Below are 16,493 nucleotides of genomic sequence, written 5' to 3' on the forward strand. Positions count from 1 at the left end.
CACCACACGGGGCTGGGTGGTCTCGAGGCTCGCTCGTCTACGCTGCGAGACATGCCCGCAACCCGGCTCATGCCCACGGAGATCGGTGACGACCTCATCGAGATGACCCGCACGATCTGCGACCGGGTGCTGCGCCCGGCCGTCGACGAGACCGAGCGCGCCGCCGAGGGTGGTGAGGTCTTCCCGCGCGAGATCTTCGCCGAGCTCGGCGAGGCCGGTCTGCTCTCGCTGCCCTACCCGGAGGAGCTCGGCGGCGGTGGTCAGGCCTACGAGGTCTACCTCCAGGTCGTCGAGGAGATCGCCTCGGTGTGGATGTCGGTGGCCGTCGGCACCTCCGTGCACGGCCTCACCTGCTACCCGGTGGCGGCCTTCGGCACCCCGGAGCAGCAGCAGCGGATGCTCCCGGAGATGCTCTCCGGTACTCAGCTCGGCGCCTACGCGCTCTCCGAGCCCCTCGCCGGCTCCGACGTCGGCTCGATGACGACCCGGGCGACGCGCACCGACGAGGGCTGGGTCGTCCGGGGCCGCAAGGCCTGGATCAGCCACGCCGGGCACGCCGACTTCTACACGACCTTCGCCCGGACGAGCGACGACGGCGGCCGGGGCATCACGTGCTTCGTCGTGCCCGCGGACGCGCCCGGCCTGACCTTCGGCACCCCCGAGCGCAAGATGGGCCTGCACGGCGACACCGTGCGCGAGGTCTACTACGAGGACGTGCCGGTCGCCGACGACCACCGGGTGGGCGAGATCGGCCAGGGCATGACGATCGCCCTGTCCGCCCTCGACGCCGGCCGCCTCGGCATCGCCGCCGCCTCGACCGGTCTGGCCCAGGGCGCCCTCGACGCCGCCGCCCGGTACGCGGCCGAGCGCCAGCAGTTCGGGCGGAGCATCGCCGACAACCAGGGCCTGGCCTTCCTCCTCGCCGACATGGAGGCCGCCGTCACCTCGGCCCGGGCGACATACCTCCACGCCGCACGGCTGCGCGACGCCGGGCGCGCCTTCGGTCGCCAGGCCGCGGTGGCCAAGCTCGTCGCGACCGACGCCGCGATGCGGGTGACGACGGACGCGATCCAGGTGCTCGGCGGCGCCGGGTACACCGCAGACTTCCCCGTCGAGCGCTACTTCCGCGAGGCGAAGGTGACGCAGATCTTCGAGGGGACCAACCAGATCCAGCGTCTCGTCATCAGCCGGGACCTGCTGCGCTCGGTGCGCTGAGGCGCGCGCGGGCGCTGACCGCACCGCGATGACGGGGAGCGGGCGCCCGAGCCGGTCAGCCCTCGACGTGCTCGCGCTCCCAGCGCCGCACGATCTCGGCGGTCTCGGCCGGGATCTCGAGCATCGGCACGTGCCCGACGCCGCTGAGCTCCTCGTACGTGATGTCCGTGGCGACCTTCGCCGCCCAGCGGGCGGCGGAGACGTCGACGAGCCGGTCCTCGGTGCCGTGCACGAGGAGCACCGGCACCGACATCCGGCGCAGCCGCTCGGCGACGACGCGGTGACGCCCTAGGGCGGCGATCATCGTGCGCCCCGCCTCGGTCTGCGCGCGGGCCAGCTCGGTGAAGCCGTGCTGGCTGCGCGCCATGACGACGTGGGCGTCGAGCGCGTCGCGGTCCATCCGGCTCCAGTCGCCGACGCACATGCGCAGCGAGCGCTCGACCTCCTCCTCGAGGGTGACCGGCGTGCCGCGCCGCGTGCGGACTGCGCGGCTCAGGGCGGGCCGCACGAGGGTGGCGAGGGTGCGGGCCTGCACGTGGGGACGGCTGCGCGGCGCCGGCAGCGCCGGGTTGAGCAGGACGACGCCCGCGATCCCGCGCTCGTCCCGCGAGGCGACGAGGGTGACGACGAGCCCGCCCATCGAGTTGCCGACGAGGAGCACCTCGTCGGCGCCGGTGCGTGACAGGACGACCTCGTCGACGAAGCGGCGCACGAGCTGGGCGTTGGACCCGACGCTCGGGGCGTGCACGTCGGCGCGGGTCAGCCCATGACCGCCGAGGTCGACGGCGTAGACGTCGCGCTCCCGGCGCAGCTCGTCGGCGAGCAGGACCCAGTTCGTCACGTGCCCGCCGAGCCCGTGCACGAGGACGGCCGGGGTGGCGCTCGCCCCCTCCGGACCGGCGAAGACGGCCATGTGCGCGTCGCCGTCGAGGTCGACGGTCTCGAGCCGGCCGCCCCAGCGGTCGACGGCGGCCTCGAGGGGCGTGCGCTCAGCAGGGGTCATGACCACAGAGTCTCTCCCGCGAGCCCCCGGGTCCGGCCAGCGGGGTGGAGATCGTCTGGCTCACTATGCTCGCGGCCATGCGCATCACGGACACCACCGTCGCCCTGGTCACCGGCGGGGCCTCGGGCCTCGGCGAGGCCACGACCCGCCACCTCCACGACCTGGGGGCCGCCGTCGTCATCGCCGATCTCGCCTCGAGCCCCGGCGAGCAGCTCGCCGCCGAGCTCGGCGAGCGAACCCGCTTCGTCGCCACCGACGTGCGCGACGAGGACCAGGTCCTCGCCGCCGTCGCGGCCGCCTCCGAGCTCGGCGAGCTGCGCATCGCGGTCACCTGCGCGGGCATCGGCACGCCCGGCCGCGTCGTCGGGCGCAAGGGCCCGCTCCCGCTCGAGACCTACCGCCAGGTGATCGAGGTCAACCTCATCGGCACCTTCAACGTCCTGCGGCTCGCCGCAGCCGCGATGGCCGAGCTCGAGCCGGTCGGCGGCGACCGGGGCGTCGTCGTCATGACCGCGTCCATCGCCGCGTTTGACGGCCAGGTCGGCCAGGCCGCCTACGCCTCCTCGAAGGGCGGCGTCGTCGGGCTCACCCTCTCGGCCGCCCGCGACCTCGCCGACAAGGCCGTCCGCGTCACGACGATCGCGCCGGGGACCTTCGCCACCCCGATGCTCGCGGGCCTGCCCGCCGAGGCGACCGCGGTCCTGGAGGCCCAGGTGCCGCACCCATCGCGCCTCGGCCAGCCGGCGGAGTACGCGAAGCTCGTCGCCCACGTCGTCGACAACTCGATGCTCAACGGCGAGGTCATCCGTCTCGACGGCGCGCTGCGCATGCCTCCGCGCTGACATCGGTGCGACCAGCGGCCGTCCTCGTCGCCCGGACCCCGCAGCCGAGCGGGGTGACCCGGCGATGACCGACGTGCGGATCGACGACGCCGACCCCGATCCCCCCTTCGCGCAGGTGCGCCGCCAGCTCGCTCGGCTCGTCGAGACCGGGCAGATCGCCCACGACGAGCGGCTCCCCTCGGTCCGCGGACTGGCCGCGGAGCTCGGGGTCGCGCCCGGCACCGTGGCCCGCGCCTACAAGGAGCTCGAGGCCGACGGCGTCGTGCGCACCCGCCGCGGTGGCGGCACGAGGGCCTGGAAGCCGGTCGACGACCGGGTGGACGTGCACCTGAGACGGTCTGCGGCAGCCTTCGTCGCCGAGGTCTCTGCCCTGGGCGTCACCGCGCACCAGGCCCGGGCCGCGGTCGACGACGCCTTCTCCGACCGGCGCGACGAGCACGGCCCCCCTTCGGTGCCACCTACGGCGCAGTAGTGGTCACGATCGCGACCAGTACCGCGCCGTAGCGCGTCAGCGCGGGAGCCAGGTCGCGACGAGGTAGCCGACGCCGTAGGGCGCCTCGTCGAGCACGACGCGGCCGTGCAGCGCGCTCGCCTGCGAAGCGGCGCCGCCGAGGACCTGCAGGGCGGGGCGGCCCCGGCACCACAGGGCGTCCGCGAGGTGGGGGTCGACGGCGAGCAGGGCCGGGCCGTCGACGGCTGCCAGCGCCTGCGAGAGGGCCGCGTCGAAGTCCTCGCTGCGCTCGTCGAGGTGGCCCGGGGCCTTGAGGGTGCGGGTCGCGGACCCGTCGCCGACGACGACGAGCACCGTCGGGGCGTCCGCGACGAGCCGGGCGCCGAGGGTCGCGCACTCCGGCGGCGCCGCGTCGTCGGCCACGCTGACCAGACGGACCCGCTCGCCCGCGCCGAGGCCGTCGAGCAGCTCGCGCCCGATCTCCAGCCCCGTCGGCAGGGCGTCGGGCATGACCCGGCCGTGCGTGTACCGGGCCGCCCCGGACGGCGCGTCGAGCGGCCACTCCTGGCGCACCGGGCGACGGGCGGCTCCCCCTTCGCGATGGGTCGCGGACGCGACGACGACGACCCGTGCACCCGGCGCCGCGGCGAGGACCCGGGCGACCGCGTCGCGGGCGGTCGAGCGAAGGGGGCCGAGCGGGTCGGCCGAGCCGCCGAGACCGGGCAGCAGGGCGGGGGCGGCGGGGACGACGACAGCGGCGACGAGGCTCATGCCAGACCTCGCACCGTGCGGGCCGGCGGGCGCTCGCCGCGCAGGGTGGCGACCATGTCGAGGACCTGACGCGTCTCGGCGACCTCGTGCACCCGGTAGACGCGCGCACCGAGCCAGGCAGAGACCGCGGTCGTCGCGAGCGTGCCGACGACCCGCTCGTCGACAGGCCGGTCGAGGGTCTCGCCGACGAAGTCCTTGTTCGACAGCGAGACGAGGACGGGCCACCCCGCCTGCACCATCTCGTCGAGACGACGGGTCACCTCGAGCGTGTGGTGGGTGTTCTTGCCGAAGTCGTGCGCCGGGTCGACGAGCACCGACTCGCGGTCGACGCCCGCGGCCACCGCGCGGTGGGCGTAGTCGAGGACGCCGTCGAGGACGTGCCGCACGACGTCGCCGTCGTAGCCGGTGCGGAAGGGCCGCGTGCGCACGGCGGCGCCGCCCGTGTGCGTGCACACGACGGCCGCGCCGTGCTCGGCCGCGACGTCGAGCAGCAGCGGGTCGACCCCGCCCCAGGCGTCGTTGAGCACGTCGGCACCGACGGCGCACACCTCACGGGCGACCTCGTGGCGCCACGTGTCGACGCTGATGACGAGGTCGGGGTGGCGCTCGCGCACGGCGGCGACGAAGCCGACGACCCGGTCGACCTCCTCGACGACCGACACCTCACCGCCCGGCGCCGCCTTGACCCCGCCGATGTCGACGAGGTCGGCGCCCTGCGCGACGACGGCGTCGACCCGGGCCATCGCCGTGTCGTCGGCGAAGGTCGCCCCCCGGTCGTAGAAGGAGTCGGGCGTGCGGTTGACGATCGCCATGACGAGCAGATCGGTGTCGGCGAAGGTGCGCCGCCCCAGGCGCAGGCTCATCGGGGTCCTCCTCCGCCCGGGGTCGCCCCGGGCACGTCGGCGGCCGGTGGCCGCACGGCGAGCGGCACCGGCCGCTCCCGCCAGCCCTCGGCCCGGGTGTGCTGCTGGAGGACCGCGGCACGCGGCGCCCCCGCGTCGCCGTCGCACCGCGAGCGGGCGACGGCGAGCAGCTCGGCGGCCATGACGGCCAGGTCGTGGTCCTGCTGGTGCTCGTGGGCGCGGACGCCGAGGTCGACCTGGGCGATCGCGTCGAGGCCGTACCGCGCGTAGGTGTCGAGCAGGGTCGCGATCTCGACGCCGTAGCCGGTCGGCACGGCGAGCGAGCTCATGAGCTCGCGGCGCGCCGCCCACTCCCCCGCGAGCGGCTGGATGACGCCGGCCAGCTCGGGCCACCACAGGTCGAGAAGCGGCCGGGCGACGAGCTCGGTCACCCGACCGCCCTGGGTGCTCGCGGCCTCGCCCTCGCGGTCGAGCACCCGGTCGTAGTAGCCCTTGACGAGCTGGGTCTGCGGGTGGGCGAGCAGCGGGCCGAGCAGCCCCGTGACGAAGTGGGTGCCCCACAGCCGGAGGTCGGCGTCGACGAAGACGAGGAGGTCGCCGCTGGTGACGAAGAGCGACTTCCACAGCGCCTCGCCCTTGCCGGGGTGGGTGCCGAGGTCGGGGCGGATCGCGGCGCTCGCGTGGACGACCGCGCCCGCGGCCCGCGCGATCTCGGCGGTGCCGTCGCGGGAGTCGGAGTCGACGACGACGAGCTCGTCGACGAGCGGGTGCCCGTGGTCGCGCGCGGCCCGCTCGACGAGCTCGGCGCGGATCCCCCCGACGACGTCGGCCACGGTGGCGGCCTCGTCCTTCGCGGGGACGACGACGCTCACCCGGGTGCCGCCGGCGACCTTGCGGGCGACGAGATCGGCGAGCGGCCAGTCCTCGTGGCTCGAGCTGCGCGCGTCGAGCCAGGCGAGGGTCTCCGCGCGCATGCCGTCTCCGTCCGTCAGCCGGGGCGACCCGGCGGTCGTCCCGAGCCGACGCTAGCCGACGCCTCCTCCCCCTTCGCCGGGAGATGCCTGACGGCTCCCCGGGAGATCTCCCGGGGAGCCGTCAGGGTGCGGCGCGGTCAGCGCAGGAAGCCGTCGCCGACGACCCGGCCCCACCACCGGCCGATGCCGAGGGTGTCACCGCTGAAGGTGTAGGCCAGGGCGAGCAGCGCGAGCGCCTCGACCCAGTGGCTGTCGACGAGCGGGTTGGTGAAGCCGGCATCCGGACGGCCGATCGGCAGCTCGGCGAGGTACATGAGGCCGAGGAGGACGACACCCGCCCAGGCGGCGACCTTCATGCCCGCGCCGAGCAGGACCGCGACGCCGATGCCAAGCAGACCGGCCATGAAGAGCCAGTCCCAGACCCCGCCGGCGAAGCCGGCGAAGACGTCGCCGAGGGGGCCCTCGGTGACCGCGGGGTTCTTCGTGAGGAAGCCCGTCGTCGGCGAGCCGCCGTCGAGCCAGCCGGCACCGGCCGGGGTCGTGTAGCCGAAGCCGAAGAGCTTGTCGACGAAGGCCCAGAGGAAGGTGAAGCCGAGGACGACCCGCAGCGCGCCCATGACGTACCGGGCGATCGGCGAGCGGACGACGTCCTCGTGGTGGGTGACCTGCGCACCGGTGGTGCGGCGGGCGTCCTGTGTGGCGGTCATGGTGTCCTCCTGGTCGGGAACCGGGTCCGGCAGGATCCCTTCCTGCTGGCACTACCTAATGTAGTACTACGTAGCGTAGTAGACAACCCCCGGATGTGACGCACGCCGCCTCCCGCGGACGGGAGACGGCGTGGGCACGGGCGAAGAGGGTCAGCGCAGGGCCTGCGCGAAGGCCTCCTCGAGGATGTCGAGCCCCTCGGCGAGGAGGTCGTCGCCGATGGTGAGCGGGGGCAGGAAGCGGAAGACGTTGCCGTAGGTGCCGCACGTAAGGGTGACGAGGCCGCGCTCATGGCACGCGGCGTTGACCGCGGCGGCCAGCTGCGGGGCCGGCGTCTTGAGGTCGAGGTCCGACACGAGCTCGATCGCGATCATCGCGCCCCGACCGCGGACCTCGCCGATGACGCCCGTCGAGTCGGCGAGCGCCTGCAGGCGCGGGACGAGGACCGCCTCGATCTCGCGGGCGCGCCCGGCGAGGTCCTCCTCGCGCATCGTCTCGATGCTCGCGAGTGCCGCCGCGCAGGCGACGGGGTTGCCGCCGTACGTGCCCCCGAGACCGCCGCCGTGGACGGCGTCCATGAGCTCGGCGCGACCGGTGACCGCCGCGAGCGGCATGCCGCCGGCGATGCCCTTCGCGGTCGTCATGAGGTCGGGCACGACGCCCTCGTGGTCGCTGGCGAACCAGTCACCGGTGCGGCAGAAGCCCGACTGCACCTCGTCGGCGACGAAGAGGATGCCGTGCTCGCGGCACCAGTCGGCCACCCGCCTGGTCCAGCCGGCGGGCGGGACGATGAATCCCCCTTCGCCCTGGATCGGCTCGAGGATGACGGCTGCGCAGTTCTGCTCGCCGACCTGCGCGTGGACCATCGAGGTGAAGGCGTCGAAGGCCTCGTCGGCGCACTGCTTCTCGCCGGTGAGCCAGCGGTAGGGGTAGGCCATCGGCGCCCGGTACACCTCGCCCGCGAAGGGGCCGAAGCCGTCCTTGTACGGCATGTTCTTCGCCGTGAGCGCCATCGTGAGGTTGGTGCGGCCGTGGTAGCCGTGGTCGAAGGCGACGACCGCGCTGCGGCCGGTGGCGTGCCGCGCGATCTTCACGGCGTTCTCGACCGCCTCGGCGCCGGAGTTGAAGAGCGCGGACTTCTTCGCGTGGTCGCCGGGGGTGACCTCGGCGAGCGCCTCGCACACCTCGAGGTACTCCTCGTAGGGGGTGACCATGAAGCACGTGTGAGTGAAGTCCTGCACCTGCGCGGTCACGGCGTCCATGACGCGCTGGTTGCGGTTGCCCACGCTCGTCACGGCGATGCCGGAGCCGAAGTCGATGAGCTGGTTGCCGTCGACGTCACGCACGATGCCACCCTCGGCGGCCTCGACGTAGACCGGCAGGCCGGTGCCGACCCCGTCGGCGACGGCGGCGAGCTTGCGCTGCTGCATCTGGACCGACCGCGGGCCGGGGATCTGGGTCGCGAGGACGCGCTGCTGGGTGATCACGAGCCGATGGTAGGGCCGGGGACCGACTCCCCCGCAACCACCGGTCCGTCGGCCTCCCAGCGCACGAGCCCGAGCGCCTCGAGCTCGGCGAACCATCCCCGCATCGGCCAGCGGCCCCACCGCCGGTGCGCCACACGGGCGTTGCGCACGATGTCGACGACGTGCTCGACCGGCGGCGAGGAGACGGGGTGCCACTGGTGGTACGCCTGCGCGCCGCCCACCCAGGTGAGCCCGACGCCGCGGTCGCGGGCCGTCCACGCGAGATCGGTGTCCTCGCCGCCGTACCCGACGTACTCCTCGCAGAAGCCGCCGAGCGTGCGCCAGGTCGACGGGGTGACGGCGAAGGAGAGCGACCAGAAGAGGTCGTGGTCGCCGTCCCTCACGAGCTCCCCCGGCGGGGGTGCCGGACGGGCGGGGTGCGGCCGGGAGAGCCCGGCGAGCTCGTCGGCCCGCTCGGGCAGGACCCCTTCGGGCAGGTAGGTGACCGGCCCGCAGAGCAGGTCGTCGGGCACCTCGGCCGCGGCCCGCTCGTAGCCCTCGAGCAGACCCGGCCCGGCCAGGCAGTCGACGTCGAGCAGGACGACGAGGTCGGCGCCGGCGTCCAGCGCGGTCGCCACGCCCGCGTTGCGGGCGGCGGAGAGCGGCAGCCCGTCGCGGTGGCCGGCCACCTCGACGACGCCGACGTGGGGGTCGTCGCGCAGCAGGGCGACGATCTGAGCGTCGTCCATCGCGACGACGACGTGCGGCGTGCCCGGGGCCACCTCGCGCAGCAGGCGGCGCTGCCGCAGCAGATGGTCGTGGCGGCCATGCGCGACGGTGACGACGACGGTGCACTCAGCCACGGCCGACCCTCAGGACGACCTCGGCGGCGCGCTCGGCGGCCCCGTCGGTGCCCCAGTCCTGCCACCGGGTGGGGAAGTCCTGGGCCGCGTGGACGACGTGCGACCAGTCGACCTCCTCGGGGTGCGCGGCGAGGGCCGCGCCGACGGTGACGCAGTAGCGGCCCTGGGCGAGGGCGAGACCCATCCAGTCCTGCTCGTCGAAGGGGCGCGGCTGGGGCACGACGACCGCCGGGACCTCGAGGGCGGCGAGATCGGCGACCGCGTTCTGGCCCGCGTGGCTGACGACGACGCAGGCCCGCTGGAGCAGCGGTCCGAGGTCGCTCACCCAGCTCGACCCGCCGACGACCTGCCAGCGCAGGTCGGGCACGGCCGAGGTGACCATCTCGGGCAGCGCGGGGTCGGGCCAGCCGTCACCCCCGCCGAGGAGGACGGCGAGCGGCTCGCGGGGCACCGGCGGGCCGGGGCGCAGCGCGCTGATCCCGCCGACGTGGGCGACCTTGTCCTCCCAGCGGCGCAGGTGCGGCGCCGGGCAGACCGACGAGGGCCAGGGCGCGATGATCGCCTCGGCGAGGCGGCAGCCGAGCTCGTGGGCCGGGTCGTCGCGCAGCCCGGGCTGGGCGACGACGACGACGGGGACGCCGAGCAGGCGGACGAAGGCGGTGACCTCGACGGAGACGTCGACGACCATGACGGCGGGGTCCTCCTGCGCGACCCAGGCGGCGACCGCCGCCATCCGCTCGCGCAGTCCCTCGTGGCGAAGGGGGACCCAGTGCAGCTGCCCGTCGGCGGTGGTGCCGACGAGGTCGGCGGGCGGCCCGTCGTCGTCGCGGGGCAGGGCGATGTCGACGTCGCCGCGCGAGCCGAGCAGGGTGACCTCGGCCCCCCGTACGCGCAGCTCCTCGGCGATCGAGCGGGCCCGGCGCAGGTGGCCTGCGCCGTGGTGGTGCACGTAGATCCCGACCTTCATCGCGACCTCACGACGTCCTCGAAGAGCTGCTCGTAGCGGTCGACCATGAGCTCGATGTCGTGGGTGCTGCGCGCCCAGTCCGCGACGTCCTGGCGGTCGAGGCGGAGGGCCGCCCGTACCCCCTCGACGACGCGGCAGACGAGCCCGTCGTCCTCCTGGCCCGGCACGAGCACACCGCCGCGCGGCCCGACGACCTCGCGCAGACCCCCACGGTCGAGCGCGACGACCGGGGTGCCGCGCACCATCGACTCGGCCGCGACGAGACCGAAGGGCTCCTCCCAGCGCGAGGTCACCAGGCTCACGGCGCTGTGGTCGCGCTCGTGCACGAGCTCCTCGGAGCTGAGGTGGCCGAGCAGCTCGACGTCGGGGCCGAGCACCGGGGCGATGACGGACTCGAAGTACTCGGGGTCGTAGACGGGCCCGGCGATGCGCAGCCGGCACCCCATGGCCCGGGCGACGGCGATGGCGATGTCGACGCCCTTCTCGGCGGTGATCCGACCGACCCACAGCAGGTGGTCGCCGCCCGGGCCCGGGGGGCCGCCACCGGTGGGCACGCCGTTGCGGATGACCGTCGCGGGCTGCGGCAGGGTCGTCCAGGCACGGGCCGTCGTCTGGCTCACGCCGACGTAGCGGTTGCGCGGGTCGGCGAGCGCGACGCCCATCTCCATCATCGGCAGGGGCGGGGTGTGCAGGGTCGTGACGAGGGGGAGGTCGAGCACCGCGCTCATGGCGAGCGGCAGGTGGTGCAGGCTCTGGTTGTGCACGAGGTCGACCCCGCCGTCGCGCAGCAGGAGCGACATCGCGCTCGTGAAGGCCGCGTGGTCGCGCATCATCGCGAGCGGGGGCACGTCGGGGTCCGCGGCGGCCGCCACCGACAACGGCGGCAGGTCGGGGTAGGGCACGATCTCGTCGGCCAGCGCCGGGTCCGACCCGGGCCGGGCGTGCAAGGTCACGTGGTGCCCTCGAGCGCGCAGGGCCTGCGCGAGCAGGCCGGTGTGCGACTCCTGGCCCCCGAGCCAGGGCTGGCGAAGGGGGTTGCGAGACGTCGCGAGGACCGCGATGCGCATCTAGACCGCCTCTCTGGTGATCTCGTCGATGTGCGTGGCGAAGCCCCCGTCGCAGCGGCCGGCACGGCGGCCGGAGCTGCAGACGCGGGTGCGGTCCGTGGCGACCCAGCGGTCGGTGGTCGCGCGGACCGCGTCGACGAGGACGGCGTCCTCGTGGAGCGGGAGGGGCGGGTACCCGCCGGCGGCGAGGTAGGTGCTGGCCCGCACGCCGAGGTTGGCGCCGTGCACGTACGGGTGGCCCTCGCCGAGCTCGTGGCGGCAGTGCCAGGCGAGGAGGGCCCGCGGGTCCTCCACGTCACCGGGCTCGACGGTGCCGACGACGGCGTCGAGGCCGCCCTCGGCGAGCTCGACCTGGACGGCCAGCCAGTCGACCGGCACGACGGTGTCGGCGTCGGTCGAGGCGAGCCACAGCGCGTCGTCGGGCACCCCGGCGGCACGGGACCGGGCGAGCACGCTCCGGGCGCCGGCCGCGCGGGCCGCGCCCACCTGGCCGTGGTCGCTGACGACCGCGGAGACACCGGCGGCCGCGACGACGGGTGCCGTGGCGTCGGTGCAGCGGTCGAGGACGACGAGCAGGTCGACGACGACGTCGGGGCGTGAGCGCCGGAGGTGGTCGCGGCTCGTGAGCAGGGCCGCCAGGCACGAGCCGACGAGCAGCTGCTCGTCGCGGGCGGGCACGACGACGGCGACCCGCGCGACCCGGTCGCTCACCGGACCTGCCCGCCGTAGACGTCGAGGAGCACGTCGGCGTCGCGGTAGGCGACCCGTGGCTCGCCGAGCACGGAGCGCACCTGGGCGTGCACGGCGACGCCGTCGAGCGGGATGTCGGCCGTCGGGTGGCTCCAGTGGGCGAGCACGAGCTCGCCGCCGTCCGCGAGCAGCCGACGGACCGACCGCAGCGTCGAGAGCAGCTCGGAGCCGGTGAGGAAGTAGCCGATCTCGGAGAGCACGACGAGGTCGTAGACCTCGCCGGTCTCGAGCAGCTCGCGCAGGACGTCGGGGCACTCGCCCTGCACCCACCGGACCTGCGGCGCCGAGCGCGCCGGCGGACGGGCACGGGCCATCTCGAGCGCGCTCTCGCTGAGGTCGACCGCGGTGATCGCGTCGGCCCGTCCGGCGAGCCCGTGGGTGAGCTCACCGGTCGCGCAGCCGAGGTCGAGCACCCGGCCGTAGCGCTCCTTCGCGAGCACGGCGAGCGTCAGCGCCCGCTTGCGCCGCTCGTACCAGGACCCGAAGTCCCACGGGTCGTCGTCGGCGGCGTACATCGCGTCGAAGGCCGCGCCGCGCTCCCAGGACCCGTCCTCGCGGGGGACGCGGGGCAGCGGCGTCGTGCGGATGATCGTCTCGACGACCCGCTCGAAGCGCACGCGCACGTGCTGCCCCAGCAGCACGCCGTCGCCGTGCCCCGGGCCGAGCGGCTCGACCTGGCTGCGGTGGCTCGCCACGGCGGCAGCCTTCGCGCGGAGCTCGGCCGGCCCGAGGTCGACGAGCTCGAGCTGGTCCCACGGCAGCTCGTCGGGGGTGGCCCAGTGCCACAGCCACACGGGCACGAGGGCCACCTGGGCCTGCGTCGTGCGCTCGACGAGGCAGGCCGCGTCGGCGGCCGCGTGGTGGTCGGGGTGCCCGTCCTCGCGCCACGGGGCGAGGACGAGCGCGAGCCGGTCGCCGACGAGGTCGACGACCGCCGCGGCCATCGTCTCGACGTGGTCGGCGAGCCCGCCGTCCGGGAGGGCGAGGCGGTGCAGCTCGACCGAGGCGCCGAGGTGCGCCACCGCGGCGGCGACCTCCTCGCGCCGCACCGCGGCGAGCGCGGCGGGGTCGGTCGATCCCTGCGGGTGCGAGCGCTCGCCGTCGGAGGCGAGGACGACGTGGGTGGGGATCCCGGCGGCCGCGGCGGCCGTGAGGACCCCGCCCGGGCCGAGGCTCTCGTCGTCGGGGTGGGGGGCGAGGACGACGACCTGCTCGAAGGGGGCGACGAGGTCGGCTGCCGAGGTCGAGGGCACCGTGTCCCACCGCGGGTCGAGCAGCCAGGTCGCCTCGTCCGTGCCGGGGTCGGCGGCGTCGAAGGGGCGGGGCCCGCTCATCGCCCGCCCCCGAGCACGAGGGAGCCGAGCCGGGCGAGGTCGCGCTCGGCGTGGTGCTGGCGGACGTAGACGGTGAGGTCGGCGACCCGTCGGGCGTGCTCCTCGTCGCCGGTCAGCGGGCCCGGCCCGAGGGCGTGGCCGGTGATGCGCACGAGCTCCTCGGCTGCCTCGGCGCACGTCGCGCGGACGCGCGCGGCGAGCAGCTCGCCGGCGTCACCGGTGGCCTGCCCGGCGTCGATCGCCCGGGCCGCGTCGTCGAGCACGCAGGTCGCGGCGTGGAGCAGCGTGTCGGCGCGACCGAGGTGCACGAGGGCCACCTGGTCGGGCTCTCGTCGGCTGCTCGCGGCGCAGAGCGCGTCACGCAGCGCCGTCGCCGCACCGAGCCACACGGCGGCGACGCCGATCCCGCCCCAGGCGAAGCCCGGACGTCGTAGGTACCAGCCGTCCTCGCCGAGGGGGAGGGCGGGCACGCCGTCGAGCTCGAGGCTCGTCGAGCGCACCCGGGTCAGCCCGCGCGAGACCCACCGCTGCTCGGGGTGCGAGACGCCCGGGTGCCCGAGGTCGACGGCGAAGGCGCGTCGCGTGCCCGGACCGGTGTGGGCGGTGATGACGGCGTGGCTCACCTCGGAGGCCAGCGAGCACCAGGGCTTGCGACCGGTGAGCGTCCAGGCGCCGTGCTCGTCCGGCGTGCCGGCCAGGTGGTGACCGGGGCCCTCGGCGGCGTACACGCCCCACACGCCGTCGCTAACCACGTCGCTCGTCTCGTGCGCGACGGCGCTCTGGGCGAGGATCGCGACGGCGTCGAGGTGCGGCTCGACGACCCGGGCGACCGTGAGGTCGCCCGCGCCGACCGAGAGCAGCGCTATGAGGTAGGGCGCGCTGTCGGACCCGAGGCGCTGGGCCGTCGGGCTCAGCTCGCGGGCGAGGGCGAGCACCTCGTCGAGGTCCCCGCCGTCGGCGACGGCCGCCCCGAGGGTGCGCGCGCGGTCGCCGAGGCCGGGGTCGGGTCGCAGGATCATGCGCCGCCGTCCACGCGCTCGTTGGTGCGGCGGGCGGCGCGGTCGCCGAGGACGCTCAGGGCGTCGACGACGCGGGAGCCGAGGCGCTCTCGAGCCGTGGCCCCGGTGACCCGGGGACGCTCGGCGGACATCGACGGGCCGCGGTCGGGCCCGTCGGGCAGCAGCCGGGCGGCGAGCCCCATGACGCCGACGGTGAGGGCGGGGGCGATGCCGTGGACGCGTCGCCCGATCATCGTCAGGGGGGTGAGCTCGACCTGCGAGCGGCCGGCGAGCACGCCATCGACGATGCGCCGGGCCGCGCGCTCGGCCCCGATCGACAGCACCGGCAGCGAGGCGCCGGGAGCGAACCACGCGTAGTCGCGCTCGGCGTCCCCGACGAGCTGGGCGGCGACGTGGCCGCCGGTGCGCATGAGGCCGGGCACGACGGTCGTCGCGGTGACGCCGGTCCCGGCGAGCTCGGCCCGCAGGCCCTCGGTGAGCCCGACGGCACCGAACTTCGCGACGGAGTAGGGCAGGAGGTGCGGCACGCTGACGACCCCGCCGACGGAGCTGACGACACCGATCCGCCCGCTGCCGGCGGCGCGCATCGAGGGCAGCACGGCGAGCGCGACGTGGACCGGGCCCATGAGCATCGTGTCGACGGCGTCACGGAAGTGCCCGAGCGTCGTCGAGGACACCGGCCCGACCTGGATGATCCCGGCGACGTGGATCGCGACGTCGACCCCGCCCTCGAGGTCGACGACGGAGCGCACCCAGCTCTCGACGGCGTCCGCGTCGCGGACGTCGCACACCGCGGGGACGAAGGGGGAGCCGGCTCCCCCTTCGTCACGCCCGGACCGGGCCGCGACGATGGTCGCGGCCCGGTCGAGGGTCCCTGCGTCACGGCCGCAGCCGTGCACCCGGTAGCCGCGGCGGGCGAGCTCGATGCTCACGAGCAGGCCGAGCCCGCGCGACGCCCCCGCGACGAGGGCGACGCCCCCGGACGCGGGGACGGCGTGGGACGCGTCGGTGCTCACGGCTTGAGGACGACCTTGATGCAGCCGTCTTCCTTCTTCTGGAAGATGTCGTAGCCGTGCGGCGCGTCCTCGAGCGGCAGCCGGTGCGTCGCGAGGGTCTCGACCCCGAAGACGTCGGCGTCGTCGGTGAGGACCGGGATGATGTCGTCGACCCAGCGCCGCACGTGGCACTGGCCCATCCGCAGCGCGATGCCGCGGTCGAACATCTCCATCATCGGCATCGGGTCGGACTGACCCCCGTAGACCCCGCTCACCGAGACCGTGCCGCCGCGACGGACGGACTTGATGGAGTCGTAGAGCGCGGCGAGACGGTCGACCCCGGCCTTCTTGATGAGCGGCTTGGCGATCGCGTCGGGCAGCAGTCCCGCGCCCTTGACGGCCGCGCCGAGGACCGGCGTGCCGTGCGCCTCCATGCCCACCGCGTCGAGGGTGCCGTCGGCGCCGCGGCCGTCGGTCATCTCCTTGATCGCCGAGGGGATGTCGTCGACCTCGTCGGTGCTCAGCACCTCGACCCCGTACGCCTGGGCGGCGGAGAGCCGTTCGGGCACGTTGTCGACACCGATGACGCGGATGCCGCGGTGACGGGCGATGCGCGTGGCGAGCAGGCCGACCGGGCCGAGCCCGAAGACCGCGAGCGTGTCGCCCTCGCTCACCTCGGCCCACTCCACGCCCTGCCAGGCGGTGGGCAGGATGTCGGAGAGGTAGAGGAAGCGCTCGTCGGGCACCCCGTCCGGCACCTTGATCGGCCCGAAGTGCGCCTGCGGGACGCGCAGGTACTCCGCCTGGCCGCCGGGCACCGAGCCGTAGAGCTCGGTGTAGCCGAAGAGGGCCGCCCCCTTGTCCTGCGAGGTGACCTGGGTCGTCTCGCACTGGGCGGTGTAGCCGCGCCGGCACATCCAGCAGTGCCCGCAGGAGATGTTGAAGGGGATGACGACGCGGTCGCCGGGCTTGATGTGGGTGACCTCGGCGCCGACCTCCTCGACGACGCCCATCGTCTCGTGGCCGAGGACGTCGCCCTGGGCGAGGAAGGGCCCGAGGGGCTCGTAGAGGTGGAGGTCGGACCCGCAGATCGCCGTCGACGTCACCTTGATGACGGCGTCGGTGGGCTCCTGGATGCGGGGGTCCGGCACGTCGACGACCTGCACGTCGCGGGTGCCCTGCCAGGTGAGTGCTCTCATGCTGCTCCT

At 75.0% G+C, this 16,493-nt stretch carries 17 protein-coding genes; 3 read left to right on the forward strand and 14 right to left on the reverse strand.

Features of this window, described 5'->3' with window-relative positions; all coding sequences use genetic code 11:
- Positions 1 to 51: 51 nt before the first annotated feature.
- Positions 52 to 1,215: an acyl-CoA dehydrogenase family protein gene (locus L6241_RS04945; protein WP_368245166.1), complete on the forward strand. Its 1,164-nt coding sequence runs from the start codon at positions 52 to 54 to the stop codon at positions 1,213 to 1,215.
- A gap of 55 nt (positions 1,216 to 1,270) precedes the next feature.
- Here the strand turns inward: L6241_RS04945 and L6241_RS04950 are convergent, their stop codons facing one another.
- On the reverse strand, positions 1,271 to 2,218 hold the full coding sequence (locus L6241_RS04950) for an alpha/beta fold hydrolase (RefSeq protein ID WP_368245167.1): 948 nt from the start codon (positions 2,216 to 2,218) through the stop codon (positions 1,271 to 1,273).
- A gap of 77 nt (positions 2,219 to 2,295) precedes the next feature.
- Here L6241_RS04950 and L6241_RS04955 point away from each other — a divergent pair, with 77 nt between their 5' ends.
- Both L6241_RS04955 and L6241_RS04960 read left to right on the forward strand, forming a co-directional pair.
- Entirely contained in the window at positions 2,296 to 3,060 is a 765-nt protein-coding gene (locus L6241_RS04955) for an SDR family NAD(P)-dependent oxidoreductase (protein WP_368245168.1), read from the forward strand.
- A gap of 64 nt (positions 3,061 to 3,124) precedes the next feature.
- Entirely contained in the window at positions 3,125 to 3,532 is a 408-nt protein-coding gene (locus tag L6241_RS04960; protein WP_368245170.1) for a GntR family transcriptional regulator, read from the forward strand.
- Between the two features lie 36 nt (positions 3,533 to 3,568).
- On the opposite strand, the gene L6241_RS04965 is transcribed toward L6241_RS04960, so the two are convergent.
- From L6241_RS04965 to L6241_RS05025, 13 genes are all read right to left on the reverse strand, one after another.
- On the reverse strand, positions 3,569 to 4,282 hold the full coding sequence (locus L6241_RS04965) for a hypothetical protein (protein ID WP_368245171.1): 714 nt from the start codon (positions 4,280 to 4,282) through the stop codon (positions 3,569 to 3,571).
- On the reverse strand, positions 4,279 to 5,145 hold the full coding sequence (gene folP, locus L6241_RS04970) for a dihydropteroate synthase (protein WP_368245173.1): 867 nt from the start codon (positions 5,143 to 5,145) through the stop codon (positions 4,279 to 4,281). The genes L6241_RS04965 and folP overlap by 4 nt, the downstream gene beginning before the upstream one ends.
- Complete coding sequence (locus tag L6241_RS04975) at positions 5,142 to 6,119, reverse strand: glucosyl-3-phosphoglycerate synthase (protein ID WP_368245174.1); 978 nt, start codon at positions 6,117 to 6,119, stop codon at positions 5,142 to 5,144. Before L6241_RS04975 ends, folP begins: the two co-directional genes overlap by 4 nt.
- 137 nt (positions 6,120 to 6,256) lie before the next feature.
- Positions 6,257 to 6,826: a DoxX family protein gene (locus L6241_RS04980; RefSeq protein WP_123093521.1), complete on the reverse strand. Its 570-nt coding sequence runs from the start codon at positions 6,824 to 6,826 to the stop codon at positions 6,257 to 6,259.
- A 150-nt stretch (positions 6,827 to 6,976) separates the two neighbouring features.
- A complete protein-coding gene (gene gabT, locus L6241_RS04985) occupies positions 6,977 to 8,254 on the reverse strand; it encodes a 4-aminobutyrate--2-oxoglutarate transaminase (protein ID WP_232311780.1) in 1,278 nt (425 codons plus the stop codon).
- Between the two features lie 53 nt (positions 8,255 to 8,307).
- Positions 8,308 to 9,153, reverse strand: a complete 846-nt coding sequence (locus tag L6241_RS04990) for a glycosyltransferase family 2 protein (RefSeq protein ID WP_368245175.1) — start codon at positions 9,151 to 9,153, stop codon at positions 8,308 to 8,310.
- Positions 9,146 to 10,120 carry a glycosyltransferase gene (locus L6241_RS04995; protein ID WP_368245176.1) on the reverse strand — a complete coding sequence of 325 codons (975 nt, stop codon included), beginning with the start codon at positions 10,118 to 10,120 and terminating at the stop codon, positions 9,146 to 9,148. Before L6241_RS04995 ends, L6241_RS04990 begins: the two co-directional genes overlap by 8 nt.
- Positions 10,117 to 11,187, reverse strand: a complete 1,071-nt coding sequence (locus L6241_RS05000; RefSeq protein ID WP_191563755.1) for a glycosyltransferase — start codon at positions 11,185 to 11,187, stop codon at positions 10,117 to 10,119. Before L6241_RS05000 ends, L6241_RS04995 begins: the two co-directional genes overlap by 4 nt.
- The gene (locus L6241_RS05005) at positions 11,188 to 11,898 is read right to left on the reverse strand and encodes a glycosyltransferase (protein ID WP_368245178.1); all 711 of its coding nucleotides are present in this window, start codon (positions 11,896 to 11,898) and stop codon (positions 11,188 to 11,190) included.
- Positions 11,895 to 13,271: a PIG-L family deacetylase gene (locus L6241_RS05010; RefSeq protein WP_368245180.1), complete on the reverse strand. Its 1,377-nt coding sequence runs from the start codon at positions 13,269 to 13,271 to the stop codon at positions 11,895 to 11,897. Before L6241_RS05010 ends, L6241_RS05005 begins: the two co-directional genes overlap by 4 nt.
- The gene (locus L6241_RS05015) at positions 13,268 to 14,290 is read right to left on the reverse strand and encodes an acyl-CoA dehydrogenase family protein (protein WP_368245182.1); all 1,023 of its coding nucleotides are present in this window, start codon (positions 14,288 to 14,290) and stop codon (positions 13,268 to 13,270) included. The genes L6241_RS05010 and L6241_RS05015 overlap by 4 nt, the downstream gene beginning before the upstream one ends.
- Entirely contained in the window at positions 14,287 to 15,306 is a 1,020-nt protein-coding gene (locus L6241_RS05020) for an SDR family NAD(P)-dependent oxidoreductase (RefSeq protein ID WP_368245184.1), read from the reverse strand. Before L6241_RS05020 ends, L6241_RS05015 begins: the two co-directional genes overlap by 4 nt.
- Positions 15,303 to 16,484 (reverse strand): zinc-dependent alcohol dehydrogenase, encoded by a 1,182-nt coding sequence (locus L6241_RS05025; protein WP_123093530.1) that lies wholly within the window; start codon positions 16,482 to 16,484, stop codon positions 15,303 to 15,305. Before L6241_RS05025 ends, L6241_RS05020 begins: the two co-directional genes overlap by 4 nt.
- Between the last annotated feature and the right edge of the window lie 9 nt (positions 16,485 to 16,493).

The sequence above is a fragment of the Janibacter sp. Y6 genome, from assembly GCF_040900765.1.
GTDB classification, from domain to species: domain Bacteria; phylum Actinomycetota; class Actinomycetes; order Actinomycetales; family Dermatophilaceae; genus Marihabitans; species Marihabitans melonis.

Coding starts and splice junctions, on each gene's coding strand:
- L6241_RS04945 (WP_368245166.1), top strand. CDS start 52: ATGCCCGCAACCCGGCTCATGCCCACGGAGATCGGTGACGACCTCATC.
- L6241_RS04950 (WP_368245167.1), bottom strand. CDS start 2,218: ATGACCCCTGCTGAGCGCACGCCCCTCGAGGCCGCCGTCGACCGCTGG.
- L6241_RS04955 (WP_368245168.1), top strand. CDS start 2,296: ATGCGCATCACGGACACCACCGTCGCCCTGGTCACCGGCGGGGCCTCG.
- L6241_RS04960 (WP_368245170.1), top strand. CDS start 3,125: ATGACCGACGTGCGGATCGACGACGCCGACCCCGATCCCCCCTTCGCG.
- L6241_RS04965 (WP_368245171.1), bottom strand. CDS start 4,282: ATGAGCCTCGTCGCCGCTGTCGTCGTCCCCGCCGCCCCCGCCCTGCTG.
- folP (WP_368245173.1), bottom strand. CDS start 5,145: ATGAGCCTGCGCCTGGGGCGGCGCACCTTCGCCGACACCGATCTGCTC.
- L6241_RS04975 (WP_368245174.1), bottom strand. CDS start 6,119: ATGCGCGCGGAGACCCTCGCCTGGCTCGACGCGCGCAGCTCGAGCCAC.
- L6241_RS04980 (WP_123093521.1), bottom strand. CDS start 6,826: ATGACCGCCACACAGGACGCCCGCCGCACCACCGGTGCGCAGGTCACC.
- gabT (WP_232311780.1), bottom strand. CDS start 8,254: ATGCAGCAGCGCAAGCTCGCCGCCGTCGCCGACGGGGTCGGCACCGGC.
- L6241_RS04995 (WP_368245176.1), bottom strand. CDS start 10,120: ATGAAGGTCGGGATCTACGTGCACCACCACGGCGCAGGCCACCTGCGC.
- L6241_RS05000 (WP_191563755.1), bottom strand. CDS start 11,187: ATGCGCATCGCGGTCCTCGCGACGTCTCGCAACCCCCTTCGCCAGCCC.
- L6241_RS05010 (WP_368245180.1), bottom strand. CDS start 13,271: ATGAGCGGGCCCCGCCCCTTCGACGCCGCCGACCCCGGCACGGACGAG.
- L6241_RS05015 (WP_368245182.1), bottom strand. CDS start 14,290: ATGATCCTGCGACCCGACCCCGGCCTCGGCGACCGCGCGCGCACCCTC.
- L6241_RS05025 (WP_123093530.1), bottom strand. CDS start 16,484: ATGAGAGCACTCACCTGGCAGGGCACCCGCGACGTGCAGGTCGTCGAC.